General features: G+C 50.3%; 32 protein-coding genes. All 32 read left to right on the forward strand.

Going from position 1 to position 25,426, the window contains the following annotated elements; genetic code table 11:
* The first annotated feature begins 41 nt into the window (after window positions 1-41).
* The 32 genes from secE to rpmD all read left to right on the forward strand — a co-directional run bounded on the left by secE (window position 42) and on the right by rpmD (window position 25,418).
* Window positions 42-410 carry a preprotein translocase subunit SecE gene (gene secE / locus F5I99_RS01140; RefSeq protein WP_151053273.1) on the forward strand — a complete coding sequence of 123 codons (369 nt, stop codon included), beginning with the start codon at window positions 42-44 and terminating at the stop codon, window positions 408-410.
* Between the two features lie 9 nt (window positions 411-419).
* On the forward strand, window positions 420-965 hold the full coding sequence (gene nusG / locus F5I99_RS01145; RefSeq protein WP_151053274.1) for a transcription termination/antitermination protein NusG: 546 nt from the start codon (window positions 420-422) through the stop codon (window positions 963-965).
* Between the two features lie 92 nt (window positions 966-1,057).
* Window positions 1,058-1,492, forward strand: a complete 435-nt coding sequence (rplK, locus tag F5I99_RS01150; protein ID WP_036524689.1) for a 50S ribosomal protein L11 — start codon at window positions 1,058-1,060, stop codon at window positions 1,490-1,492.
* Window positions 1,492-2,184 carry a 50S ribosomal protein L1 gene (gene rplA / locus F5I99_RS01155; RefSeq protein WP_151053275.1) on the forward strand — a complete coding sequence of 231 codons (693 nt, stop codon included), beginning with the start codon at window positions 1,492-1,494 and terminating at the stop codon, window positions 2,182-2,184. Before rplK ends, rplA begins: the two co-directional genes overlap by 1 nt.
* 228 nt (window positions 2,185-2,412) lie before the next feature.
* Window positions 2,413-2,904: a 50S ribosomal protein L10 gene (gene rplJ, locus F5I99_RS01160; RefSeq protein WP_036524683.1), complete on the forward strand. Its 492-nt coding sequence runs from the start codon at window positions 2,413-2,415 to the stop codon at window positions 2,902-2,904.
* A 71-nt stretch (window positions 2,905-2,975) separates the two neighbouring features.
* Window positions 2,976-3,341, forward strand: a complete 366-nt coding sequence (rplL, locus tag F5I99_RS01165) for a 50S ribosomal protein L7/L12 (RefSeq protein WP_036524681.1) — start codon at window positions 2,976-2,978, stop codon at window positions 3,339-3,341.
* A gap of 174 nt (window positions 3,342-3,515) precedes the next feature.
* A complete protein-coding gene (rpoB, locus tag F5I99_RS01170; RefSeq protein ID WP_151053276.1) occupies window positions 3,516-7,616 on the forward strand; it encodes a DNA-directed RNA polymerase subunit beta in 4,101 nt (1,366 codons plus the stop codon).
* A gap of 74 nt (window positions 7,617-7,690) precedes the next feature.
* On the forward strand, window positions 7,691-11,914 hold the full coding sequence (rpoC, locus tag F5I99_RS01175) for a DNA-directed RNA polymerase subunit beta' (RefSeq protein WP_151053277.1): 4,224 nt from the start codon (window positions 7,691-7,693) through the stop codon (window positions 11,912-11,914).
* A gap of 119 nt (window positions 11,915-12,033) precedes the next feature.
* Window positions 12,034-12,408, forward strand: coding sequence for a 30S ribosomal protein S12 (rpsL, locus tag F5I99_RS01180; RefSeq protein WP_036524675.1), 375 nt, complete (start codon window positions 12,034-12,036; stop codon window positions 12,406-12,408).
* A gap of 148 nt (window positions 12,409-12,556) precedes the next feature.
* Complete coding sequence (gene rpsG / locus F5I99_RS01185) at window positions 12,557-13,027, forward strand: 30S ribosomal protein S7 (RefSeq protein WP_036524672.1); 471 nt, start codon at window positions 12,557-12,559, stop codon at window positions 13,025-13,027.
* Window positions 13,028-13,045: 18 nt separating this feature from the next.
* Window positions 13,046-15,139, forward strand: coding sequence for an elongation factor G (gene fusA / locus F5I99_RS01190; protein ID WP_151053278.1), 2,094 nt, complete (start codon window positions 13,046-13,048; stop codon window positions 15,137-15,139).
* 32 nt (window positions 15,140-15,171) lie between these two features.
* Window positions 15,172-16,365 carry an elongation factor Tu gene (gene tuf, locus F5I99_RS01195; RefSeq protein ID WP_151053272.1) on the forward strand — a complete coding sequence of 398 codons (1,194 nt, stop codon included), beginning with the start codon at window positions 15,172-15,174 and terminating at the stop codon, window positions 16,363-16,365.
* Window positions 16,366-16,532: 167 nt separating this feature from the next.
* Window positions 16,533-16,844, forward strand: coding sequence for a 30S ribosomal protein S10 (rpsJ, locus tag F5I99_RS01200; RefSeq protein WP_151053279.1), 312 nt, complete (start codon window positions 16,533-16,535; stop codon window positions 16,842-16,844).
* A 111-nt stretch (window positions 16,845-16,955) separates the two neighbouring features.
* The gene (rplC, locus tag F5I99_RS01205) at window positions 16,956-17,594 is read left to right on the forward strand and encodes a 50S ribosomal protein L3 (protein WP_151053280.1); all 639 of its coding nucleotides are present in this window, start codon (window positions 16,956-16,958) and stop codon (window positions 17,592-17,594) included.
* A gap of 10 nt (window positions 17,595-17,604) precedes the next feature.
* Window positions 17,605-18,210, forward strand: coding sequence for a 50S ribosomal protein L4 (gene rplD / locus F5I99_RS01210; protein ID WP_036524399.1), 606 nt, complete (start codon window positions 17,605-17,607; stop codon window positions 18,208-18,210).
* Window positions 18,207-18,503, forward strand: a complete 297-nt coding sequence (gene rplW, locus F5I99_RS01215) for a 50S ribosomal protein L23 (RefSeq protein WP_036524402.1) — start codon at window positions 18,207-18,209, stop codon at window positions 18,501-18,503. Before rplD ends, rplW begins: the two co-directional genes overlap by 4 nt.
* 14 nt (window positions 18,504-18,517) lie before the next feature.
* Window positions 18,518-19,345 (forward strand): 50S ribosomal protein L2, encoded by an 828-nt coding sequence (gene rplB / locus F5I99_RS01220; RefSeq protein ID WP_151053281.1) that lies wholly within the window; start codon window positions 18,518-18,520, stop codon window positions 19,343-19,345.
* Window positions 19,346-19,357: 12 nt separating this feature from the next.
* Window positions 19,358-19,636, forward strand: coding sequence for a 30S ribosomal protein S19 (gene rpsS, locus F5I99_RS01225; RefSeq protein ID WP_036524409.1), 279 nt, complete (start codon window positions 19,358-19,360; stop codon window positions 19,634-19,636).
* A gap of 13 nt (window positions 19,637-19,649) precedes the next feature.
* Window positions 19,650-19,979: a 50S ribosomal protein L22 gene (rplV, locus tag F5I99_RS01230; protein ID WP_036524462.1), complete on the forward strand. Its 330-nt coding sequence runs from the start codon at window positions 19,650-19,652 to the stop codon at window positions 19,977-19,979.
* Window positions 19,980-20,005: 26 nt separating this feature from the next.
* A complete protein-coding gene (gene rpsC, locus F5I99_RS01235) occupies window positions 20,006-20,689 on the forward strand; it encodes a 30S ribosomal protein S3 (protein WP_151053282.1) in 684 nt (227 codons plus the stop codon).
* A gap of 11 nt (window positions 20,690-20,700) precedes the next feature.
* Window positions 20,701-21,114, forward strand: coding sequence for a 50S ribosomal protein L16 (gene rplP, locus F5I99_RS01240; protein WP_036524414.1), 414 nt, complete (start codon window positions 20,701-20,703; stop codon window positions 21,112-21,114).
* On the forward strand, window positions 21,114-21,305 hold the full coding sequence (gene rpmC / locus F5I99_RS01245; RefSeq protein WP_036524423.1) for a 50S ribosomal protein L29: 192 nt from the start codon (window positions 21,114-21,116) through the stop codon (window positions 21,303-21,305). Before rplP ends, rpmC begins: the two co-directional genes overlap by 1 nt.
* Window positions 21,306-21,602: a 30S ribosomal protein S17 gene (gene rpsQ, locus F5I99_RS01250; RefSeq protein ID WP_151053283.1), complete on the forward strand. Its 297-nt coding sequence runs from the start codon at window positions 21,306-21,308 to the stop codon at window positions 21,600-21,602.
* A gap of 71 nt (window positions 21,603-21,673) precedes the next feature.
* Complete coding sequence (gene rplN, locus F5I99_RS01255) at window positions 21,674-22,042, forward strand: 50S ribosomal protein L14 (RefSeq protein WP_151053284.1); 369 nt, start codon at window positions 21,674-21,676, stop codon at window positions 22,040-22,042.
* 98 nt (window positions 22,043-22,140) lie between these two features.
* A complete protein-coding gene (rplX, locus tag F5I99_RS01260; RefSeq protein ID WP_151053285.1) occupies window positions 22,141-22,464 on the forward strand; it encodes a 50S ribosomal protein L24 in 324 nt (107 codons plus the stop codon).
* A 14-nt stretch (window positions 22,465-22,478) separates the two neighbouring features.
* Window positions 22,479-23,018 carry a 50S ribosomal protein L5 gene (rplE, locus tag F5I99_RS01265; RefSeq protein ID WP_036524430.1) on the forward strand — a complete coding sequence of 180 codons (540 nt, stop codon included), beginning with the start codon at window positions 22,479-22,481 and terminating at the stop codon, window positions 23,016-23,018.
* A 14-nt stretch (window positions 23,019-23,032) separates the two neighbouring features.
* On the forward strand, window positions 23,033-23,338 hold the full coding sequence (gene rpsN, locus F5I99_RS01270; RefSeq protein ID WP_151053286.1) for a 30S ribosomal protein S14: 306 nt from the start codon (window positions 23,033-23,035) through the stop codon (window positions 23,336-23,338).
* Window positions 23,339-23,419: 81 nt separating this feature from the next.
* A complete protein-coding gene (gene rpsH, locus F5I99_RS01275) occupies window positions 23,420-23,812 on the forward strand; it encodes a 30S ribosomal protein S8 (RefSeq protein WP_151053287.1) in 393 nt (130 codons plus the stop codon).
* Between the two features lie 11 nt (window positions 23,813-23,823).
* Window positions 23,824-24,357: a 50S ribosomal protein L6 gene (rplF, locus tag F5I99_RS01280; protein WP_151053288.1), complete on the forward strand. Its 534-nt coding sequence runs from the start codon at window positions 23,824-23,826 to the stop codon at window positions 24,355-24,357.
* Window positions 24,358-24,366: 9 nt separating this feature from the next.
* Window positions 24,367-24,717, forward strand: coding sequence for a 50S ribosomal protein L18 (rplR, locus tag F5I99_RS01285; RefSeq protein WP_151053289.1), 351 nt, complete (start codon window positions 24,367-24,369; stop codon window positions 24,715-24,717).
* Between the two features lie 11 nt (window positions 24,718-24,728).
* Window positions 24,729-25,232: a 30S ribosomal protein S5 gene (gene rpsE / locus F5I99_RS01290; protein WP_036524438.1), complete on the forward strand. Its 504-nt coding sequence runs from the start codon at window positions 24,729-24,731 to the stop codon at window positions 25,230-25,232.
* 3 nt (window positions 25,233-25,235) lie between these two features.
* Complete coding sequence (gene rpmD / locus F5I99_RS01295) at window positions 25,236-25,418, forward strand: 50S ribosomal protein L30 (RefSeq protein ID WP_036524467.1); 183 nt, start codon at window positions 25,236-25,238, stop codon at window positions 25,416-25,418.
* Window positions 25,419-25,426 lie beyond the last annotated feature (8 nt).

Below are 25,426 nucleotides of genomic sequence, written 5' to 3' on the forward strand. Positions count from 1 at the left end.
ACATAGCGTAAGCTTACCTTTTTAAGCCGAGGCTTCTTAGCGTGAACACAAAAGTACAAGCTGAAGAATCTAAATATGACAGCCTTAAGTGGGTAGCTGTTGTAGCGATTGTAGTTGCAGGCGTGGTCGGGAACTCTATGTTCTCTGACGAGTCTCTGTTGTATCGGGTGTTGGCACTGTTGGTGCTTGCTGTTGCAGCTGGATTTATTGTGCTGCAGACGGCAAAAGGCCGTACCTGGTATAAGTTGTTTAAAGATGCCAAGGGTGAAATGCGGCGTGTAGTATGGCCGACACGTCAGGAAACATTGCAGACCACCTTGATGGTGCTGGCTGCGGTGCTGGTTGTCGCGCTTATGCTCTGGGGCATGGATACATTCTTCGGCTGGATAGTTTCCAGTACGATAGGCTAGGGGTCTCGCATGAGTACAGAAGAAAAAAAGCGTTGGTATGTTGTGCATGCCTATTCCGGCTACGAAAAGCGGGTTATGAGCGGTCTTAAAGAGCGTATAGAGCTCCATGGTATGCAGGACCTCTTTGGTGATGTGCTGGTGCCGACCGAAGAAGTGGTTGAAATACGTGACGGCAAAAAGCGTAAGTCCGAGCGTAAGTTTTATCCCGGCTATGTGCTGGTGAATATGGTTATGAATGATGAGACCTGGCATTTGGTGAAAAGTACACCAAGAGTGCTGGGTTTTATTGGTGGTACGGCTGATAAGCCAGCGCCAATTACTGAGCGTGAAGCAAACGAAATTCTGCAGCGTGTTGAAAGTGGTGCCGATAAGCCACGTCCGAAGACTGTATTTGAGCCGGGCGAGATGGTGCGTGTCACTGAAGGACCATTTGCTGACTTTAATGGTGTGGTTGAAGAAGTTAATTACGAGAAAAACCGCCTGCAGGTTGCTGTGCTGATATTCGGCCGCTCGACGCCTGTAGAGTTGGAATTCCGTCAGGTAGAGAAAGCCTGAGTCTGTTTTTGTGATGCCTGGTCGGTTACGACCGGGCAGTTTTGTGTAACGAAGGGGAGCTGAAAAGCGCTTGTACCCAAAGGAGTAGCTTAATGGCTAAGAAAATTAATGCTTATATCAAGCTGCAGGTTAAAGCCGGTCAGGCTAACCCAAGTCCACCAGTAGGTCCGGCTTTGGGTCAGCATGGTGTTAATATCATGGAGTTCTGCAAAGCGTTTAACGCCGCAACTCAGGGTATTGAACCAGGTCTGCCAACACCTGTGGTGATCACTGTTTACAGTGACCGTAGCTTTACTTTTATCACCAAAACCCCACCGGCTTCAATCCTGCTGAAAAAAGCAGCGGGTCTGAAAAGTGGTTCTGCGCGTCCTAACACCGAGAAGGTTGCTACTGTGACTCGTGCTCAGGTTGAAGAGATCGCAACTGCTAAAATGCCGGATCTGACCGCTGCTGATATGGATGCTGCTGTACGTACTATCGCAGGCAGTGCGCGTTCAATGGGTATTATTGTAGAAGGTGAAGAGTAATGGCTAAGCTAACTAAGCGCCAGAAGGCGATCAGTGAGAAACTCGTAGCTGGTAAACTCTACCCGGTACAGGATGCTGTTGCTGTGCTGGCTGAAGTTTCTACAGTTAAATTTGTTGAATCTATCGATGTGGCTGTAAACCTGGGCGTTGATCCACGTAAATCGGATCAGGTTGTTCGTGGTTCTACTGTACTGCCACACGGTACCGGTAAAGATGTTCGTGTTGCTGTGTTTGCGCAGGGCGAAAATGCCGAAAAAGCTAAAGCGGCTGGTGCTGATATCGTTGGTTTCGAAGATCTGGCAGAACAGGTTAAAGCCGGTAATCTGGATTTTGACGTTGTTATCGCCACGCCTGATGCTATGCGTGTTGTCGGTCAGTTGGGTCAGATCCTCGGCCCACGTGGCCTGATGCCTAACCCGAAAGTCGGTACAGTAACACCAGACGTCGCCACGGCTGTTCAGAATGCCAAGGCCGGTCAGGTGCGTTTCCGTACTGACAAAAATGGTATTATCCACTGTTCAGTCGGTAAGGTTGGCTTTGCAGCTGATGCAATCAAAGAAAATATTGAAGCGCTGGTAGCGGATCTGAAGAAACTTAAACCTTCTTCTTCTAAAGGCATTTATGTAAAGAAAGTAACCCTGTCCACTACTATGGGCCCGGGTGTAGTAGTTGATCAGTCTTCATTGAGCTGATTTTAACTACAACGTTTTTGAGGGTCTTCGTGACCTGTCAGACAGATACGAAGACCGTCAAAGACCGCAGGTGAGGTATGACTCAGGTTGTACCTCTTAATGGTTTAACCGGCCTGCGCAGACGGTGAAGATTCAAACGAATCAGTACCACCGTACTCACCGCCTGAATCAACTGGTTCGGGTGTTTGGTTTGGTAAATGGTCGAAAGACTCAATCCAGGAGTAAATCGTGGCATTAGGACTCGAAGACAAAAAAGCGATCGTCGCTGAGGTCCAGGAAGCTGCTAAATCAGCTGTGTCTGCTGTTGTTGCTGACTCACGTGGCGTATCTGTAACAGATATGACTGCGTTGCGTAAACTGGCCCGTGAAAACGGTGTCTGGTTGCGTGTGGTTCGTAACACACTGGCACGTCGTGCCCTTGAAGGTACCGACTACGTGTGTCTGCAAGACACCTTTGTAGGGCCTTCTATCATTGCATTTTCTACAGAGCATCCGGGTGCGGGTGCACGTATTCTGAAAGAATTTGCCAAGGGTAACGAGAAGTTTGAGCTGAAAGCTGCAGCCTTTGAGGGTGAGAAAGTTGATATCTCCCTGCTGGCAAGCCTGCCAACTTACGACGAAGCAATTGCCAAGTTGATGAGCGTCCTCAAGGAAGCTTCTGCTGGCAAGCTGGTACGTACACTGGCAGCCGTTCGCGATCAGAAAGAGCAGGCAGCCTGATTGCCTTACGGCAAGCTGTCTGATTAAGCGTTTAATGGGCTAAGCCCGAAAGTAATTCAGGAATCTATATAATGTCTCTGACTCAAGAAGATATCATCAATGCAGTAGCTGAAATGTCTGTAAAGGACGTTGTTACTCTGATTGAAGCTATGGAAGAAAAATTCGGTGTATCTGCTGCTGCTGCAGTAGCTGCGGGTCCTGCAGCTGCTGAAGTGGCTGAAGAACAGACTGAATTCAACGTCATCCTGGCTGAAACTGGTGATAAGAAAGTTAACGTAATCAAAGCTGTTCGTGGCGCTACAGGCCTGGGTCTGAAAGAAGCTAAAGAACTGGTTGACGGAGCGCCTGCTACGATCAAAGAAGGCGTTTCTAAAGACGAAGCTGAAGAACTCAAGAAAGCACTGGAAGAAGCCGGCGCTAAAGTTGAGCTCAAGTAATCGCTTTAATGCGCTGCAAGCAGCGTAAACTGCTTTGAAAGCGTATGGCTGGTGGCCGCGAGCCACCGGCCTTTTTCCGTTATTGAATGACAGCAAACAGATAACGGATCTACAGACTGGAAGATCCCCTTCTGGGCTGGCTTCTCAACTAGGTGCACATGCTGGGGAACACTGATGGCTTATTCATATACTGAAAAGAAACGTATTCGTAAGGATTTCAGCAAGCTGAACCAGGTAATGGATGTTCCATTCCTGCTTGCTACACAGCTGGACTCTTACCGCAAGTTTCTGCAGCAGGGAGCGGACGCGCAACAGCGCGACGAGACCGGACTCCAGGCAGCATTTAATTCTGTTTTTCCAATTGTTTCCTATTCCGGAAATGCGGCACTGGAATACGTTGGTTACCGCCTCGGTGAACCCGTTTTTGATGTCAAGGAGTGCATGCAGCGGGGTATCACTTATGCCGCGCCACTTCGTGTCAAAGTGCGTCTGGTAATCTACGACCGTGAATCGTCAAGTAAAGCGGTTAAAGATATCAAGGAACAGGAAGTCTACATGGGCGAAATGCCCCTGATGACAGATAACGGTACCTTTGTTATTAATGGTACTGAACGTGTAATCGTGTCGCAGCTACACCGCTCACCGGGTGTGTTTTTTGATCATGATAAAGGCAAAACCCATTCATCGGGTAAATTGCTCTACTCTGCGCGTATTATTCCTTACCGTGGTTCATGGCTGGATTTCGAATTCGATCCAAAAGATGCGCTGTTTGTACGTATCGACCGTCGGCGTAAACTGCCGGCATCGGTGCTGTTGCGCTCGCTGGGTTACAGCACAGAAGAAATTCTGGAAATTTTCTTCGAAAATACCGGCTGGAATTTTGAAGGCGACCTGATCTGGATGGATCTGGTACCTGAGCGCCTGCGCGGTGAAACCATGTCCTTTGAGATCAAAGATCCTGAGGGCAATGTGATTGTTGAAGCGGGTCGTCGTATTACCCCGCGTCATACGCGTCAGATGACCCAGGCCGGCATGAAGCAATTGCAGGTTCCTGCTGAATACCTCAGCGGCAAAGTGCTGGCGAAAGATATGGCTGATCCTTCAACCGGTGAAGTGATCGCTGTTGCTAATACCGAGATCACCGACGAGTTGATTACCCGTCTGCAGGTGGCCGGTGTCGAGCGTTTTGAAACGCTTTACACCAATGATCTGGATTGTGGTCCTTATATTTCCGATACCTTGCGTATCGATACCACTCGCAATCAGATTGAAGCATTGGTAGAAATCTACCGTATGATGCGCCCGGGCGAGCCGCCTACTAAAGAGTCGGCAGAAGGCTTGTTCGAGAATCTGTTCTTCTCCGAAGAGCGCTATGATCTGTCAGCCGTTGGTCGGATGAAGTTCAATCGTCGTCTGGGTCGTGATGCTGAAGTCGGTAGCCCGATTCTGGAAAAAGCTGACATCCTCGATGTGATGAAGACCCTGATCGGTATTCGTAACGGTAAAGGCATTGTCGATGACATTGACCATCTGGGTAACCGTCGTATCCGTTCTGTCGGTGAAATGGCTGAAAACCAGTTCCGTGTAGGGCTGGTGCGTGTCGAGCGTGCGGTACGTGAGCGCCTGAGCATGGCAGAAGCGGATAACCTGATGCCTCAGGATCTGATTAATGCCAAGCCTGTTGCTGCTGCCGTTAAAGAGTTTTTCGGTTCCAGTCAGCTGTCCCAGTTTATGGACCAGAACAACCCGCTGTCCGAGATTACTCACAAACGTCGTGTTTCCGCGTTAGGCCCAGGCGGTCTGACCCGTGAGCGTGCTGGCTTTGAAGTACGTGACGTGCATCCAACCCATTATGGCCGTGTCTGCCCGATCGAGACCCCTGAAGGTCCGAACATCGGTCTGATCAACTCCTTGGCTGTTTATGCACGCACCAATGATTATGGCTTCCTGGAAACCCCTTATCGCCGCGTATTGGATGGTAAAGTTTCTGACGACATCGATTACCTGTCAGCGATTGAAGAAAACAACTTCGTTATCGCACAGGCATCCGCCAAGCTGGACGATAAAAACTGTCTGGCAGAAGATCTGGTTGAAGTCCGTCACGCTAACGAATTTACCGTTATGCCGCGTGACAAGGTCCAGTATATGGATGTGTCGGCACGTCAGATCGTATCTGTAGCCGCCGCCCTTATCCCGTTCCTGGAACACGATGACGCCAACCGTGCGTTGATGGGTTCGAACATGCAGCGTCAGGCTGTACCCACACTGCGTGCCGAGAAGCCGCTGGTAGGTACTGGTATTGAACGTAGTGTGGCACAGGACTCGGGTGTCTGTGTGGTTGCTACCCGCGGTGGTGTGATTGAATCTGTTGATGCCAGCCGTATTGTGGTACGCGCCAACGATGATGAAACTGCCGTCGGCGATGCCGGTGTCGACATCTATAATCTGACCAAATACGTGCGTTCTAACCAGAACACCTGTATTAACCAGCGTGCCATCGTGCGCCCAGGTGAAAGCATAGCCCGTGGCGATATTCTCGCCGACGGTCCTTCGGTAGATATGGGTGAGCTGGCACTGGGTCAGAACATGCGTATCGCCTTCATGCCCTGGAATGGTTACAACTTCGAGGATTCTATCCTCATCTCCGAGCGTGTCGTTGAAGAAGATCGTTTTACTACTATCCACATTCAGGAGCTGACCTGTGTGGCGCGTGATACCAAGCTGGGATCTGAAGAAATCACTTCCGATATTCCTAATGTTGGTGAAGCGGCGCTGGGCAAGCTGGATGAAACCGGTATCGTGCATATCGGTGCTGAAGTTGGCCCAGGCGACATTCTGGTCGGTAAGGTTACCCCTAAGGGTGAAACCCAGCTGACCCCGGAAGAAAAACTGCTACGTGCCATCTTTGGTGAAAAAGCCTCTGATGTTAAAGATACCTCCCTGCGTGTGAAGGGTGGTACGATCGGTAAGGTTATCGATGTGCAGGTGTTTACCCGCGATGGTGTGGAAAAAGATGCCCGTGCTGTTTCCATCGAGAAGTCTGAGCTGGATAGCATCCGCAAAGACCTTAACGATGAGTTCCGCATCGTTGAAGATGCGACTTTCGAACGTCTGACTAAAGCACTGGTCGGTCTGAAAGCCGAAGGCGGTGCCGGACTGAAGAAGAGCGAAACGATTACTGAAGAATTCCTCAGCAACTTAAAGCGTTCTGAGTGGTTCAAGATTCGTCTTGCCGATTCTGAAGTGCAGGACATGCTGGAACAGGCGCAGAAGCAGCTTGAAGAGCGTCGTGAAAATCTGGATAAGCGTTTCGAAGACAAGAAAGGCAAGCTGCAAACTGGCGATGACCTGGCACCGGGTGTGCTGAAAATCGTCAAGGTTTATGTTGCTACCAAACGTCGTATCCAGCCAGGTGACAAGATGGCGGGTCGTCACGGTAACAAAGGTGTTATCTCGGTCATCATGCCGGTTGAAGATATGCCTTATGACGAAAACGGCGAGCCGATCGATATCGTCCTCAACCCGCTGGGTGTACCGTCACGTATGAACGTCGGTCAGATCCTGGAAACCCACATGGGTGCGGCAGCCAAGGGCTTGGGTCGTAAGATCAACACCATGCTGGATATTGAACGTGCCAAGGCTGAAAAAGTCAAAGACGTTCGGGACTTCCTGGGTCAGGTGTATAACGCCGAACATGCTGGCTTGCCACTGGGTCGTCGTGAAGATCTGGAAAGCTTCAGTGATGCCGAGATTCTGGAATTGGCGAATAACCTGCGTAAGGGCGTGCCTTTGGCCTCGCCAGTATTTGACGGTGCCAAGGAAAGTGAAATCAAAGCCCTGTTGCGTTTGGCCGATATGAATGACAGTGGTCAGGTGACCCTGTATGACGGCCGTACCGGTGATAAATTCGACCGTCAGGTCACCGTAGGTTACATGTACATGCTCAAGCTCAACCACTTGGTTGATGACAAGATGCATGCACGTTCTACCGGTTCTTACAGTCTTGTTACGCAGCAGCCGCTGGGTGGTAAGGCGCAATTCGGTGGACAGCGATTCGGTGAGATGGAGGTCTGGGCATTGGAGGCGTATGGCGCGGCTTATACGCTTCAGGAAATGCTCACCGTTAAGTCAGATGACGTCAATGGTCGTACCAAAATGTATAAAAACATTGTGGATGGCAACCATCGTATGGAGCCTGGCATGCCAGAGTCGTTTAACGTATTGATCAAGGAAATTCGTTCTCTCGGTATCGATATCGAACTTGAAAGCGATTGAGACCTAAACTGATCACATCAGGTGGCGCCCCTTGCGGGCGCTTCCCCAGAGAACTCCGTGAGGAGCTATAGACAATGAAAGATTTGCTGAATCTGCTCAAGAATCAGGGTAAAACTGAAGAGTTTGACTCTATCCGTATCACCCTGGCATCACCGGATATGATCCGTTCCTGGTCTTACGGTGAAGTTAAGAAGCCGGAAACCATTAACTATCGTACCTTTAAGCCGGAACGTGATGGTTTGTTCTGTGCCAAGATCTTTGGCCCGATCAAGGATTACGAGTGCCTGTGCGGTAAATACAAACGCATGAAGCACCGCGGCGTTATCTGCGAGAAGTGTGGCGTTGAAGTGACCATGACCAAAGTGCGCCGTGACCGTATGGCGCATATTGAGCTGGCTTCACCGGTAGCTCACATTTGGTTCCTGAAATCTCTGCCGTCCCGTATCGGCTTGATGATGGACATGACGCTGCGTGATATTGAACGCGTGCTCTATTTTGAATCCTTTGTAGTGATCGATCCGGGTATGACTACCCTGGAGCGTGGACAGCTGCTGAATGACGAGCAGTACTTTGAAGCGCTGGAAGAGTTCGGCGACGAATTCGATGCGCGTATGGGTGCTGAAGCGGTTCAAGAGTTGCTGGGCTCTATCGACCTTGAAGGCGAGTGTCAGCGTATGCGTGAAGAAATTCCGCAGACCAACTCTGAGACCAAGCTGAAGAAACTGTCCAAGCGTCTGAAGCTGATGGAAGCCTTCCTTAAATCCGGTAACAAGCCGGAGTGGATGATTCTAAATGTGCTGCCAGTTCTGCCACCGGATCTGCGTCCGTTAGTACCGCTGGATGGCGGCCGTTTCGCTACGTCTGACCTGAACGATCTGTACCGTCGCGTAATTAACCGTAATAACCGTCTGAAGCGTCTGCTAGACCTGAATGCACCGGATATTATCGTACGCAACGAGAAGCGTATGTTGCAGGAATCGGTTGATGCGCTGCTGGATAACGGTCGTCGTGGTCGTGCCATTACCGGTTCTAACAAGCGTCCGCTGAAATCGCTTGCCGATATGATCAAAGGTAAGCAGGGTCGTTTCCGTCAGAACCTGCTGGGTAAACGTGTCGACTATTCGGGTCGTTCGGTTATCGTGGTCGGTCCGTCACTGCGTCTGCATCAGTGCGGTCTGCCGAAAAAAATGGCACTGGAGCTGTTTAAGCCGTTCATCTTCTCCAAGCTGGAACTGCGTGGTCATGCCACCACCATCAAAGCCGCCAAGAAAATGGTTGAGCGTGAAGAAGCGCTGGTCTGGGATATACTCGATGAAGTGATCCGTGAGCACCCAGTGCTACTTAACCGTGCACCGACACTTCACCGTTTAGGTATTCAGGCATTTGAGCCAGTACTGATCGAAGGTAAAGCGATCCAGCTGCACCCGCTGGTTTGTGCGGCTTACAACGCCGACTTTGACGGTGACCAGATGGCCGTTCACGTGCCGCTGACCATTGAGGCACAGCTTGAAGCCCGTGCCTTGATGATGTCTACCAACAACATCCTCTCGCCTGCCAATGGTGAGCCAATCATCGTGCCATCGCAGGACGTGGTTCTGGGTCTGTATTACATGACCCGTGAGCGCGTTGCCGCTGCTGGTGAAGGTATGTTGTTCAGTGACATCAAAGAAGTGACTCGTGCGCACGGTGCTGGCCAGGTACATCTGCAGGCCCGGGTTAAAGTGCGTATCCGTGAACTGATCCGTGATATTCACGGTAATGTTGAAGAGATCACTGCGGTTCGTGATACCACTGTCGGCCGTGCGCTGTTGTTTGATATCGTTCCCGATGGCCTGCCGTTTGCGCTGGTTGATCAGGCAATGAAAAAGAAAGCTATCTCCAAGCTGCTTAACGAAGCCTATCGTCGTTGCGGCCTGAAAGAAACGGTTATCTTTGCGGATCAACTGATGTACATGGGCTTCCGTCAGGCGACCTTGTCCGGTGCCTCGATTGGTGTCAATGATTTCGTTATTCCGGATGAAAAACCTCGTATTATCGCTGATGCTGAAGCTGAAGTGACCGAAATTGAACGTCAGTTCGCTGAAGGTCTGGTCACGCACGGTGAGAAATACAACAAGGTAGTCGATATCTGGTCGCGCGCCAACGAAGTACTGGCGAAGCGCATGATGGACAACCTGAAAGTTGATCTGGTGACCGATGTTAATGGTAACCAGGTTGAGCAGGAATCGTTTAACTCTGTGTATATCATGGCTGACTCAGGTGCACGTGGTAGTGCGGCACAGATACGTCAGTTAGCCGGTATGCGTGGTCTGATGGCCAAGCCGGATGGTTCGATCATCGAAACGCCGATCATCGCCAACTTCCGTGAAGGTCTAAACGTACTGCAGTACTTTATCTCCACGCACGGTGCGCGTAAGGGTCTTGCCGATACGGCGCTGAAAACAGCTAACTCCGGTTACCTGACTCGTCGTCTGGTTGACGTGGCTCAGGATCTGGTGATCACTGAAGTAGATTGTGGTACCGAAAACGGTGTTCTGGTTCAGCCGATCATTGAGGGTGGCGATATCATCGTCAGTCTGGGTGAGCAGTTGCTGGGTCGTGTCGTGGCGGTCGATGTGCTGAGTCCGGTAACGGGCGATGTGCTTATCGAGAAGGCTACGCTGATCGATGAAGCCTGGGTTGATCGTCTGCAAACAGACGAAGAACTGAGCAAAATTGATGAAGTGTTGGTGCGTTCTGCTATCACCTGTGATGCTAATCAGGGTGTTTGTTCCAGCTGTTATGGGCGTGATCTTGCACGCGGTCACCTGGTTAACCAGGGTGAAGCTGTAGGTGTTATCGCGGCCCAGTCAATCGGTGAGCCAGGTACACAGCTGACTATGCGTACCTTCCATATCGGTGGTGCAGCCTCGAGGGCCGCCGCAGTTGACAGTATTCAGGTCAAGAATGGCGGTATCGTACGCCTGCATAACCTGAAGTACGTAGAGCGTACCGATGGTAATCTGGTTGCCACGTCACGTTCAGGTGAACTGGGCATAACTGATGAACATGGTCGTGAGCGCGAGCGTTACAAGCTGCCTTATGGTGCGATGATCAAAGTACGCGAAGGTTCAACAGTAGACGCTGGTGCCGTCGTGGCTAACTGGGATCCGCATACGCATCCAATCGTGTCGGAAATACAGGGTAAGATTGTCTTTGCGGGTCTGGAAGATGGTATCACCGTCAAACGTCAGACTGATGAATTGACCGGTCTTTCCACTATCGAGATTCTGGAAGGCAAGGATCGTCCTCAGGCGGGTAAAGATATTCGTCCGATGATCAAGCTGGTCGATTTCGACGGTAAGGATCTCTGTTATCCGGGTACAGAAATGTCAGCGCAGTATCTGCTGCCGCCTAAGGCGATCGTCAACCTGAATGATGGTGCTGAAGTGCAGATCGGTGACGTTCTGGCACGTATTCCACAGGAAGGTACGGTTAACAAGGATATCACCGGTGGTCTGCCACGTGTGGCCGACCTGTTTGAAGCGCGTAAGCCGAAAGAGTACGCCATCCTGGCTGAAATCTCTGGTGTGGTGACCTTCGGTAAGGAAACCAAGGGTAAGCGCCGTATCGTGATTACACCGCATGACGGTAGTGATCCGGTAGAGATCATGATCCAGAAATGGCGTAACCTGAACATCTTCGAAGGTGAGTCGGTTGAGAAGGGTGAGGTTATTTCTGATGGCCCATCCAACCCACACGATATCCTGCGTATTTTGGGTGTTAATGAACTGGCTAAGTATATCGTTGCTGAAATTCAGGATGTATACCGTCTCCAGGGTGTAGGCATCAACGACAAGCATATCGAAGTGATTGTGCGTCAGATGGTGCGTAAAGTTGAAATTATCGACTCTGGTGATTCTGACTTTATCCAGGGCGATCAGGTTGAATACATTGCTGTACGTAATGAAAATGCACGACTGGTTGAGGAAGGTAAATTCCCGGCACGGTTCGAGCGCGTACTGCTGGGTATCACCAAGGCATCGCTGGCAACCGAGTCGTTTATTTCGGCGGCATCCTTCCAGGAAACAACCCGCGTATTGACCGAAGGCGCCGTGAATGGCAAGAGCGATTACCTGCGCGGCTTGAAAGAAAACGTTGTGGTCGGTCGATTGATACCAGCCGGTACCGGTCTTGCCTACCACAGTGAGCGCAAACGCAAACGTCGTCTGGGCTCCGAAAGTGGTACAGTGAGTGCGGAAGAAGTCCAGCAGGCACTGACCAAAGCACTGAATGCGTCAATGTCTGGTTCTGATTAAAAAACAGACAGTAATTGACGATCGGGGCGGGAATTAGGTAAACTTCCCGCCCTCTTGTTGACTGAGTAGGAATGCTCAGTCTTTTTATATGTTAAAACCAAAGGTGGAGAGTTTGCTGAATGGCAACAATTAACCAGTTGGTACGTAAGCCGCGTAAGCGCAAAGTACAGCCAAGTGACGTTCGTGCACTGGAAGCTTGTCCTCAGCGTCGTGGTGTTTGTACCCGTGTTTATACAACCACACCGAAGAAGCCTAACTCAGCGCTGCGTAAGGTCTGTCGTGTACGTCTGACCAACGGCTATGAAGTGTCTTCTTATATCGGTGGTGAAGGCCATAACCTGCAGGAACACTCTGTTGTTCTGATTCGTGGTGGTCGTGTAAAAGACTTGCCGGGTGTGCGTTATCACACAGTACGTGGCGCGCTTGACTGTTCCGGTGTTAATGACCGTAAACAGGCTCGTTCCAAGTACGGTACCAAACGTCCTAAGTCGTAATAAGTCGTTAAACGGCAAAGTTGTCACAGTCAGGCTTTTTTCAAAACGCATGCTGTTGCGCTAAACCGAACTGACGATAAGAGTAAGGGCAGGTGTCCAAGACATCCTGGCTAAACCTGAAGACCTTTTAATTGATTGAGGGCTTATCATGCCTAGAAGACGCATAGCTGCGAAGCGCGAAATACTGCCGGATCCAAAATTCGGTAACATCACACTGGCAAAATTCATCAACCATCTGATGGTCAGTGGCAAAAAATCTGTTGCAGAAAGCATAGTTTATGGCGCAATGGATAAAGTACAAGAGCGTACTAAACAGGATCCGCTGGAACTGTTTGATAAAGCACTTGAAACGGTTCAGCCCGTAGTGGAAGTTAAATCCCGTCGAGTCGGTGGTGCCACCTATCAGGTACCTGTTGAAGTTCGTCCTTCACGTCGTATGGCTCTGGCTATGCGCTGGTTGGTCGATTCTGCGCGTAAGCGTGGTGAAAAATCCATGGCCTTGCGTCTGGCTGGAGAGCTGGTTGACGCTTCTGAAGGGCGCGGCGCAGCCGTTAAGAAACGTGAAGACGTGCATCGTATGGCTGAAGCTAACAAAGCTTTTGCTCACTACCGCTTCTAAACTTCAGAGGATAACGTCGTGGCTCGTAAAACACCGCTATCCAGATACCGTAACATAGGTATCTGTGCGCACGTAGATGCTGGTAAAACCACCACTACGGAGCGTGTATTATTTTATACAGGTTTGTCTCATAAGCTGGGTGAGGTGCATGATGGTGCCGCTACCACAGACTGGATGGAACAGGAGCAGGAGCGTGGTATTACTATCACCTCGGCTGCAATCACCACTTTCTGGAGTGGTATGGGCAAACAGTTCGATGAACACCGTATCAACGTCATCGACACCCCTGGGCACGTTGACTTTACTATCGAAGTAGAGCGTTCTTTGCGCGTTCTTGATGGTGCGGTTGTGGTGTTGTGCGCCTCTTCAGGTGTGCAGCCACAGACTGAAACAGTCTGGCGTCAGGCGAACAAGTACGAAGTACCCCGCATGGTATTCGTCAACAAGATGGACCGTGCCGGTGCAGACTTCTTCCGTGTTGAAGAGCAGCTGAAAAAGCGTCTGAATGTTAATACTGTTGTGCTGAATTTCCCAATCGGTGCTGAAGATGACTTCAAAGGCGTCGTTGACTTGATTGAGATGAAATCAATCATCTGGAACGAAGCTGATCAGGGTATGACCTTCTCTCTGGAAGAGATTCCTGCTGAGCTTCAGGCGCGTGCTGAAGAGCTGCGTGAGCAGTTAGTCGAAGCCGCAGCAGAAAGCAATGATGAGTACATGGAAAAATACCTGGGCGGCGAAGAGCTGACCAAGGAAGAAATCAAAGCCGGTTTGCGTGCACGTACCCTGGCAAATGATATCGTACTGATGCTGGCCGGCTCTGCATTCAAGAACAAGGGTGTACAGGCTGTACTGGATGCCGTTATTGAATTCCTGCCATCGCCAACTGAAGTTAAGGCGATCGAAGGTGAGCTGGACGATAAAGACGGCACAGTGGCAACGCGTGAAGCGGATGACGATGCACCGTTTGCGGCGCTGGCGTTCAAAATCGCTACTGACCCGTTCGTGGGTACGCTGACCTTTATTCGTGTGTACTCGGGTGTTCTGAAATCTGGTGACAGTGTTTATAACTCTGTTAAAGAGAAAAAAGAACGCGTGGGTCGTATGGTGCAGATGCATGCTAACTCACGTGAAGAGATCAAAGAGATTCTCGCTGGCGATATCGCTGCGGTTATCGGTCTGAAAGATGTTACTACGGGTGATACCCTGTGTAGTCTGGATGACAAGATCGTTCTGGAGCGTATGGAATTCCCGGATCCAGTTATTTCGGTTGCTGTTGAGCCTAAGTCCAAAGCTGATCAGGAAAAAATGGGTATTGCACTGAGCAAGCTGGCTCAGGAAGATCCGTCTTTCCGTGTGGCTACAGACGAAGAAAGTGGTCAGACCATTATTTCTGGTATGGGCGAGTTGCATCTGGACATCATCGTTGACCGTATGCGTCGCGAGTTCAAGGTTGAAGCCAATATCGGTAAGCCACAGGTTGCTTACCGTGAGAAGATCCGTAAACCGGTTGTTGCAAACCATAAGTTTGCCCGTCAGTCCGGTGGTCGTGGTCAGTATGGTCATGTCGTCGTTGAGTTCAGTCCGAGTGATGAAGAAGGATTGGAGTTCATTAACGAAATCGTGGGTGGTGCGATTCCTAAGGAATACATCCCTGCGGTGCAGAAGGGTATCGAAGAGCAGATGAAAAACGGCGTTATTGCCGGTTATCCGCTGATCGGCCTGAAAGCGCGTCTGTATGACGGTTCGTTCCATGAGGTTGACTCCAACGAGATGGCGTTTAAAATCGCTGCATCCCAGGCACTGAAAAAATATGCCCAGGAAGCAAGCCCTTGTCTGCTTGAGCCGATGATGAAGGTTGAAGTGGTAACTCCTGAGGAGTACATGGGTGACGTGATGGGTGACCTTAACCGTCGCCGTGGTCTGGTGCAGGGTATGGAAGATACCGTGTCCGGTAAAGTCATCAATGCTCAGGTTCCGCTGGGCGAGATGTTTGGTTATGCAACTGACCTTCGTTCTGCTTCACAGGGTCGGGCAACTTACTCTATGGAATTTGATTCCTACAGTGAAGCGCCGCAGAACATAGCCGAAGCTGTTACTAAACAGAATTGATTTAGCAATTACTTGATTAAGAGGATTTAGCCGTGGCTAAGAAAGCTTTTGAACGTAACAAGCCGCACGTCAACGTAGGAACCATTGGCCACGTTGACCACGGTAAGACAACCCTGACAGCCGCTCTGACGCGCGTATGTGCGGAAGTATGGGGTGGAGCAGCGGTTGCCTTTGACGGTATCGACAACGCACCTGAAGAGCGTGAGCGTGGTATTACTATCTCTACATCACACGTAGAGTATGAATCACCGACTCGCCACTATGCGCACGTTGACTGCCCAGGGCACGCTGACTATGTAAAAAACATGATCACCGGTGCGGCGCAGATGGATGGTGCAATTCTGGTGTGTTCAGCCGCTGACGGCCCTATGCCACAGACGCGTGAGCACATTCTGCTGTCACGTCAGGTGGGTGTACCTTTCATCGTCGTGTTCCTGAACAAAGCGGACATGGTTGATGATGAAGAGCTGATGGAACTGGTTGAGATGGAAGTTCGCGAACTTCTGGATCAGTACGACTTCCCAGGCGACGATACCCCTATCATCATCGGTTCAGCGCTGATGGCGCTGGAGGGTAAAGACGACAATGAAATGGGTACTACCGCTGTTAAGAAGCTGGTAGAAGCTCTGGATAGCTATATCCCTGAGCCGGAGCGTGCGATTGATAAGCCGTTCCTGATGCCGATTGAAGACGTATTCTCTATTTCCGGTCGTGGTACTGTAGTAACCGGTCGTATTGAGCGTGGTGTTGTTAAAGCGGGTGAAGAGATCGAAATCGTCGGTATCCGTCCAACCACCAAGACTACTTGTACTGGTGTTGAGATGTTCCGTAAGCTGCTGGACGAAGGTCGTGCAGGTGAGAACGTCGGTGCGCTGTTGCGTGGCACCAAGCGTGATGACGTTGAGCGTGGTCAGGTATTGGCCAAGCCAGGTTCAATCACACCACACACCAAGTTCGAAGGCGAAGTGTACGTACTGAGCAAAGAAGAGGGTGGTCGTCATACACCATTCTTTAAAGGCTACCGTCCACAGTTCTACTTCCGTACCACGGACATCACTGGCGCGTGTGAACTGCCAGAAGGTGTTGAGATGGTAATGCCGGGTGATAACGTGCAGATGACTGTTACGCTGATCAACCCGATTGCGATGGAAGAAGGCCTGCGCTTTGCGATCCGTGAAGGCGGTCGTACAGTGGGTGCAGGTGTTGTTGCGAAAATTCTTGACTAAGATTTAGTCATTCTAAAAACCCTCTACGGAGGGTTTTTTTATGGCTGGTTAAAAACTGTACCGATGGGCTTGTACTCACGTCACGGTATAAGTATAATTTGCGTCCCCTCATGTAAGGGGAGGTCGGCTATTGCCGTAATAAAATTAACAGGAAATGCGTGATCAGAATGCAGAACCAAAAAATCAGAATTCGTCTGAAGGCTTTTGATCATCGCCTGATCGACTCATCCGCGCAGGAGATTGTTGAAACTGCGAAACGGACGGGCGCACAGGTGCATGGTCCGATCCCACTTCCTACTCGCAAAGAGCGTTTTACCATACTGATTTCACCTCACGTGAACAAAGATGCACGTGATCAATATGAAATCCGTACGCATAAACGTGTTCTGGATATCGTCGAGCCAACTGAAAAAACAGTTGATGCTTTGATGAAGCTGGATCTCGCTGCGGGTGTAGAAGTGCAGATCAGCCTGGGCTAAACAAGCTGCGCAGAATTAATAACATTTAATGAAGCGCTATTTGAGGAATGCTCTGTAATGGGCGGCCATAGTGGGTTACAGCCCCGTACTCAACTGGCAAGAGGTATTAAAATGTCTGTAGGACTTATCGGACGTAAAGCGGGCATGACCCGTATCTTCACAGAAGATGGCGTGTCCGTGCCAGTCACTGTCATCGAGGTGGATCCGAACCGCGTGACTTGCGTCAAAACTGTTGATACTGACGGTTATGCCGCTATTCAAGTGACAACCGGCGCTAAGAAGGCTAATCGCCTGACTAAGCCGGCAGCTGGAAACTTTGCGAAAGCAGGAGTAGAAGCTGGTCGCGGTTTGTGGGAGTTCCGTCTCTCCGGTGATGAAGAAATCAACGTTGGCGATGCGCTGACGGTTGAGCGCTTCGAAGCAGGTCAGAAAATCGACGTAACCGGTCGTAGTAAGGGTAAGGGTTTTCAGGGTGGAGTTAAGCGCTGGAATTTCCGTACTCAGGATGCGACACACGGTAACTCGCTTTCTCACCGTGCTCCGGGCTCCATAGGTCAGTGTCAGACTCCGGGGCGTGTGTTCAAGGGCAAAAAGATGGCAGGTCACATGGGTGATGAGCGTTGCACAGTACAGACTCTAGAAGTTGTGCGTGTAGACGCTGAGCGTAACCTACTGCTGGTTAAGGGTGCCATTCCTGGCGCAACCGGCGGTGATGTCATCGTTAAACCTGCTGTAAAAGCACGCGGCTGAAGGGGTTAACATGAATATAAATCTGACAGGAGCCAACGGTTCGGTCGAAGTATCCGAACTGATATTTGGCAAAGAGTTTAATGAGTCTCTGGTACACCAGGTGGTAACTGCCTATATGGCAGGTGGCCGTCAGGGAACCAAAGCACAGAAAAATCGTTCCGCAGTATCCGGCGGTGGCGCTAAGCCATTCCGTCAGAAAGGAACAGGTCGTGCCCGTGCAGGAACCATTCGTTCCCCGCTGTGGCGCTCCGGTGGTGTTACTTTCGCTGCAAGTCCACGTGACTTCTCGCAGAAAGTAAACAAGAAGATGTATCGCGCTGCCATGCGTTGCATCCTTTCTGAGCTGGTTCGACAGGATCGTTTGGTTGTAGTTGAAGGTTTCCAGATGGAAGTGCCTAAGACCAAACAGTTCATTGCTAAAATGCAAGAGCTTGAGCTCAGCAATGCACTGGTGATCACTGAAGAAGTTGAAGTTAATCTGTATCTGGCTGCACGAAATGTTCCGCACGTTGACGTGCGTGACGTAGCGGCTATCGATCCGGTCAGTCTGATCGGTTTTGATAAAGTCGTTGTTACTGCTGCTGCTCTGAATAAAATCAATGAGGTGTTGGCATGAATCCAGAACGCATTTTTAAAGTGTTGTTGGGTCCGCACATCTCTGAGAAAGCAACTATTGTTGCTGACGGATCACAGCAAGTCGTATTTCGGGTTGCACCAGATGCTACTAAGCCTGAAATCAAAAGAGCCGTTGAAGAGCTATTCAATGTAAAAGTTGATGGTGTCAACGTACTGAACGTCAAGGGCAAGACCAAGCGTACTGCGCGCGGTCTGGGCAAGCGAAATGATGTTCGTAAGGCCTATGTTCGTCTGGCTGATGGCTCTGAAATTGATTTCATGGCTGGCGAATAAGAAGGGGTTAGATCATGGCACTCGTTAAATCAAAGCCGACCTCTGCCGGACGTCGTCATGTCGTTAAGGTAGTCAGCGCTGACCTGCATAAGGGTAAGCCTTTCGCCGCACTGGTCGAAAAGAAAAGTAAAACCGGCGGTCGTAACAATAATGGTCGTATCACTACCCGTCATATCGGTGGTGGCCACAAGCATCATTATCGTATCGTCGACTTCCGTCGCAATAAGGATGGTATTCAGGGCACTGTAGAGCGCATTGAGTATGATCCTAACCGTACTGCGCACATCGCATTGATTATGTATGCCGATGGTGAGCGTCGTTACATCATTGCACCGAAAGGTCTGCAGGCGGGATCTAAAGTAGTTTCTGGTGAAGCAGCTGATATCAAAATCGGCAACACCATGACGCTGCGTAATATCCCACTGGGTAGTACCGTACACTGTATCGAACTGAAGCCTGGAAAAGGCGCTCAGATGGCACGTTCTGCGGGTGCTTCTGCACAGCTGGTCGCGCGTGAAGGGGCTTATGCCACTCTGCGTCTGCGTTCTGGTGAAGTGCGTAAAGTACTGGTCGATTGTCGCGCCACACTGGGTGAAGTCAGCAACTCCGAGCATTCCCTCCGTCAGTTGGGTAAAGCCGGTGCCAAACGCTGGCGTGGTGTGCGCCCGACAGTTCGCGGTGTAGCAATGAACCCGGTCGATCACCCACATGGTGGTGGTGAAGGTCGTACCTCTGGTGGCCGTCATCCGGTTTCTCCATGGGGCGTCCCGACTAAAGGTCATAAAACTCGCAAGAACAAGCGTACCAATAAACTTATCGTACGCCGTCGTAGCGCTAAATAAGGGGATACAGCTGTGCCACGTTCACTGAAGAAAGGTCCATTTATCGACCTTCACCTGTTGAAGAAGGTAGAGGCTGCAATTGAAGCAAATGAAAAACGTCCGATCAAAACCTGGTCGCGTCGTTCCACAATTTTTCCGAATTTTGTGGGTTTGACAATTGCAGTACATAACGGCCGCCAGCACGTTCCAGTGTTTGTCACTGAGGACATGGTCGGTCATAAATTAGGTGAGTTTGCTGCTACACGTACATTCCGCGGTCATGCAGCCGACAAGAAGGCCAAGAAGAAGTAAGGGAGGATAGATGATGGAAATAGTCGCCAAACATATCGGCGCCCGCATCTCCGCCCAGAAGGCCCGTCTGGTCGCAGATCAGATCCGTGGTAAATCTGTGGGCGAAGCTCTGGATATCCTGACGTTCAGCAATAAGAAAGGTGCTGATCTGGTCAAGAAGGTGCTCGACTCCGCTATAGCAAATGCTGAGCATAACGAAGGTGCTGACGTGGACGAGTTGCGCGTTTCTGCTATCTTCGTTGACGAAGGTATGACCATGAAACGCATTCGGCCACGTGCAAAAGGTCGCGCAGACAGAGTTCTGAAGCGTACTGCACACATCACTGTAAAAGTGGCTGACTAAGAAGCTGACGGCTAGGAGATTTCGAAATGGGTCAGAAAGTTAACCCAACCGGTATACGTCTCGGCATCGTCAAAGACCACACTTCGGTGTGGTACGCTGACAAGTCAGACTATGCTGTTAAGCTGCTGAATGATCTCAAGGTGCGTAGCTACCTTGAGCAGAAGCTTAAGAATGCGTCTGTAAGTCGCATAGATATTGAACGTCCGGCTCAGAACGCTAAAATCACCATCCACACAGCCCGTCCCGGTATCGTGATCGGCAAGAAGGGTGAGGATGTTGAAGTACTGCGTTCTACGGTTTCTGAGATGATGGGTGTGCCTGTGCACATCAACATTGAAGAAGTTCGTAAGCCAGACCTAGATGCCAAACTGGTAGCGCAAAGCGTCGCCAGCCAGTTGGAACGCCGTGTTATGTTCCGTCGCGCTATGAAGCGTGCGGTGCAGAACTCTATGCGTATCGGCGCAAAGGGTATCAAAATTCAGGTTGGCGGTCGTCTTGGCGGTGCCGAGATTGCGCGTACTGAGTGGTATCGTGAAGGTCGTGTACCTTTGCATACGCTGCGTGCGGACATTGACTACGCAACCTACGAGGCGCACACAACATATGGTGTGATTGGCGTTAAAGTCTGGGTCTTCAAGGGTGAAGTTCTGGGTGGTATCGAACAGGTACGTGCCGAGAAGAACGCTCCCAAGAAGAAAGGAACTAAGTGAGGTAAACGTCAATGCTGCAACCAAAACGACTTAAGTACCGCAAGGTGATGAAAGGCCGTAACCGCGGCCTGGCACAGCGTGGCAGCAAGGTCAGCTTTGGTGAGTATGCGCTGAAAGCGACCGGTCGCGGTCGTATTACAGCGCGTCAGATCGAAGCGGCTCGTCGTACCATGACGCGTCATGTAAAGCGTGGTGGTAAGATCTGGATTCGGGTGTTCCCGGACAAACCGATCACGACCAAGCCCCTTGAAGTACGTATGGGTAAAGGTAAGGGTAACGTAGAATACTGGGTTGCACAGATCCAGCCAGGCAAGGTGCTGTTTGAAATCAGTGGTGTCAGCGAGCAGCTGGTATCTGAAGCCTTCGCTCTGGCTGCTGCAAAGCTGCCTGTAACTACAACCATAGTTAAACGGACGGTGATGTAATGAAAGCGACTGAACTGCGCGAACAAACTGCAGAAGAGCTTCAGCAGACGTTGCTAGGTCTGCTGAAAGACCAGTTCAATCTGCGCATGCAGAAAGCGACCGGTCAGCTGGCTCAGAATCACCTTTTAGGCCAGGTACGTCGCGACATTGCTCGCGTCAAAACTGTTCTTAAGCAAAAGGCAGGTGCATAAATGAGCGCAGAAAAACGTATTCGTACTGTGACCGGTAAGGTCATTAGTGACAAGATGGATAAAACCATCACGGTGATGGTAGAGCGTAAAGAAAAACACCCGATTTACGGAAAGTTTGTTCGTCGCTCCACCAAGCTGCATGCTCACGATGCTGATAATGCTTGCCGTATCGGTGATCTGGTAACGATTCAGGAGTCACGTCCTTTATCTAAATCCAAGACATGGGTACTGGTTCAAATCGAAGAACAGGCAAATAAAGCGTTAATGGCAGTTGAAGAGCCTGCCGCAGAGGTGTAAACTTATGCGCCTTTGCTCCATTACTCCGGCTGTCATTGGATGGTCGGTATAACAGTTTTGTGGGGTAGACCATGATTCAGACTGAATCGATGCTTGATGTCGCTGATAACAGCGGTGCCAAGCGAGTACAGTGTATTAAGGTCCTGGGCGGTTCTCACCGTCGCTACGCCGGTGTTGGTGATGTCATCAAAGTCACCGTTAAGGAAGCAATTCCGCGTGGTAAGGTGAAAAAAGGTCAGGTTCTTAAAGCTGTCGTAGTACGTACCCGTAAAGGTGTCCGTCGTCCGGATGGTTCCATCATCCGTTTCGATGTTAACTCAGCGGTTTTGCTGAATAACAACGGCGCACCAATCGGTACTCGTATCTTCGGCCCAGTAACGCGTGAACTTCGTACTGAGAAGTTCATGAAGATCATTTCCCTGGCGCCTGAAGTGCTCTGAGTTAACAGCTTTTGAAGCTAGTTGATTCATAAAACGCCATCCCCGAAAGGGTTTGGCGTTTTTGAGCATGAGAGGGTAGTAGGAAAGGAAGGTAACTAATGCGTAAAATTCGTCGCGACGATGAAGTCATCGTGATCGCAGGTAAAGATAAAGGCAAGCGTGGCAGAGTAATGCGCGTACTGTCTGACGACCGCCTGATCGTATCCGGTATCAACATGATCAAGAAGCATGTTAAGCCGAACCCGATGTTAGGTCAGCAGGGTGGCATATTAGAAAAGGAAGCGGCTCTGGCTGTTTCAAATGTCGCCATTTTTAATCCTGCTACCGGCAAAGGTGATCGTGTAGGCTTCAGAAAGCTTGAAGACGGCACCAAGGTACGCTTCTACAAGTCTAACGGCGAAATCGTCGTTGGCGATAAGTAAGAGAGGTTGGTGCAATGTCTAGATTAAAAGCGCTGTACGAAAGCGAACTGAAGCTAAAGCTGAAAGAAGAGCTGAATAGCCCGAATATCATGGCTGTTCCTCGCGTAAGTAAAATCACCCTGAACATGGGTGTGGGTGAAGCTCTCGGCGACAAAAAGCAGCTGGAAAACGCTGTGGCTGATATGATTGCAATTGCAGGTCAGAAGCCAGTTGTTACCAAGGCTCGTAAATCCATTGCGGGCTTTAAAGTCCGTGAAGGCTGGCCGATCGGTTGTAAAGTGACCCTGCGCGGTGAGCGTATGTGGGAATTTCTCGATCGTCTGGTTGACGTTTCTATCCCTCGTATCAGGGACTTCCGTGGTTTGAACCCGAAGTCATTTGATGGACGCGGAAACTACAGCATGGGTGTGAAAGAGCAGATTATTTTCCCAGAAATCGACTATGACAAGGTTGATAAGCTGCGTGGTCTGGATATCACGATCACTACTACAGCCCAGTCTAACGACGAAGGCCGTGCGCTGCTGGAAGCTCTGCAGTTCCCGTTCCGTAAATAATTAGGGGTAGAACAATGGCTAAAGTATCTATGAAAAACCGTGAAGCCAAGCGTGAAAAGCTGGCTGCGAAGTATGCAGTCAAGCGCGCTGAGCTGAAGGCACTCATTGTAAATCCTGCCAGCTCAGAAGATGAGCGGTGGGATGCGCAGGTAGCTTTGCAAAAGCTGCCACGTGATGCCAGTCCGGTTCGTCAACGCCGCCGCTGTCAGGTTACAGGTCGTCCACACGGTGTATACCGTAAGTTCGGTCTGTCACGTATCAAGTTGCGCGAAGCCGCTATGCGCGGTGACGTACCTGGTCTGAAAAAAGCAAGCTGGTAAGCTTGTCAATGGTAAGCCCAGTGGTCAGGGCAGAATTTTGTTTCTGCTACCGCACTGAGCTGCACAACTGAGGAAATAAGCATGAGTATGCAAGATACCCTCGCGGATATGTTTACCCGTATCCGTAACGGTAATATGGCTGAAAAGCCTGCAGTCACCATGCCTTCTTCAAAGCACAAAGTGGCTATTGCCAAAGTGCTCAAAGAGGAAGGCTACATCACTGATTACAGTGTTGAGGGTGAAAGCAAGCCGGTCCTGACCATCGAACTGAAATACTTCGAAGGCAAGCCGGTAATTGAAGAGATTAAACGTGTAAGCAAACCAAGTTTGCGTATTTACCGTCATGTTGCAAAGCTGCCGAAAGTATCTGACGGTCTAGGTGTTGCAATTATCTCTACCAGTAAAGGTGTCATGACCGATCGCGCTGCTCGTCAAGCCGGTATCGGTGGTGAAGTCATCTGTACGGTATTCTAAGGGGAGTTCTGATGTCACGTATAGCAAAGAATCCCGTTGTCGTACCTGCAGGTGTTGAGGTGAAAATCCAGGGGCAGCAAGTTGCTGTCAAAGGTAGCAACGGTCAGTTAAGTCTGGAAGTGCATCCTTCAGTGGGTGTTGAACTGAATGAAGGCAAAGTTGTATTTGTAGCCCGTGATGGCGGCAAACAGTCTATTGCACTATCCGGTACAACGCGTGCTCTGGTCAATAACATGGTCACAGGTGTCAGCACTGGTTTTCAGAAAACCATGCAGCTGATCGGTGTCGGTTACCGTGCCGCCGTTAAAGGCGACGTAGTAAACCTGACACTGGGTTTTTCACACCCGATCGATTACCAACTGCCTGCCGGCGTAAAGGCTGAAACTCCAAATAACACAACCATTATCCTGTCTGGTGCTGACAAGCAACAGGTTGGTCAGGTAGCTGCTGAAATACGCGCTTTCCGTCCGCCTGAACCTTATAAGGGTAAAGGGGTTCGTTATGTGGATGAGTATGTACGCCGCAAAGAGGCTAAGAAGAAGTAAGGCTGGGTCATGAACGAAAAAAATGTAGCTCGAATTCGTCGTGCGCGCCGCTCTCGCCTTAAAATGCGTGAACTGGGCGCAGTACGCTTGTGTGTTAATCGCACACCACGTCATATCTATGCGCAGATTATTTCCGCTGACGGCTCAACTGTTCTTGCCTCTGCATCAACTGTTGAGAAGGACCTGCGTGCGGGTGTAACCGGTAATGTTGAAGCCGCCAAGAAAGTGGGTGCACTGATCGCAGATCGTGCCAAAGCAGCGGGTGTTTCGCAGGTAGCGTTTGATCGCTCCGGTTATAAATATCATGGCAGAGTCCAGGCTCTGGCTGATGCGGCCCGCGAAGGCGGACTGGAATTCTAAAGGTTTCTAATATGGCAAATCACGAACAGAAAGACGGTGAACTCCAGGAGAGACTGGTCCAGGTAAACCGTGTAGCCAAAGTTGTGAAAGGTGGCCGTATCTTCGGTTTCACAGCACTAACAGTGGTCGGTGATGGCAATGGCCGCATCGGTTTCGGCCGCGGTAAGGCTCGCGAAGTGCCTGTTGCTATTCAAAAAGCAATGGAGCAAGCGCGTCGTAACATGGTCAGCGTGTCACTGAATGCACACACTCTGCAGTATCCCGTTAAAGCACAGCATGGTGCGTCCCGCGTATACATGCAGCCAGCATCTGAAGGTACCGGTATCATTGCCGGTGGTGCGATGCGTGCCGTGCTGGAACTGGCTGGTGTACAGAACGTACTGGCTAAATGTTATGGTTCTACTAACCCGGTAAACGTGGTGCGTGCAACTGTCAAAGGGTTGTCTTCTATGAAGTCACCTGATGATGTTGCGGCAAAACGTGGTAAATCCGTTGAAGAGATCCTGGGGAACTAAACGATGGCTAATACTATTAAAGTTACCCTGACGCGCAGCACCATCGGCACTTTGCCGAAGCATAAGCTGTGTGTGAAGGGTCTCGGGCTGCGCCGTATAGGTCACGTTGTGGAAGTGGAAGACACTCCTGCAGTGCGCGGTATGATCAATAAAGTCAACTACATGGTTCATGTAGTTGGTGAATGAAAGGAGTG

This window comes from Nitrincola iocasae, from assembly GCF_008727795.1.
Lineage (GTDB): Bacteria > Pseudomonadota > Gammaproteobacteria > Pseudomonadales > Balneatricaceae > Nitrincola > Nitrincola iocasae.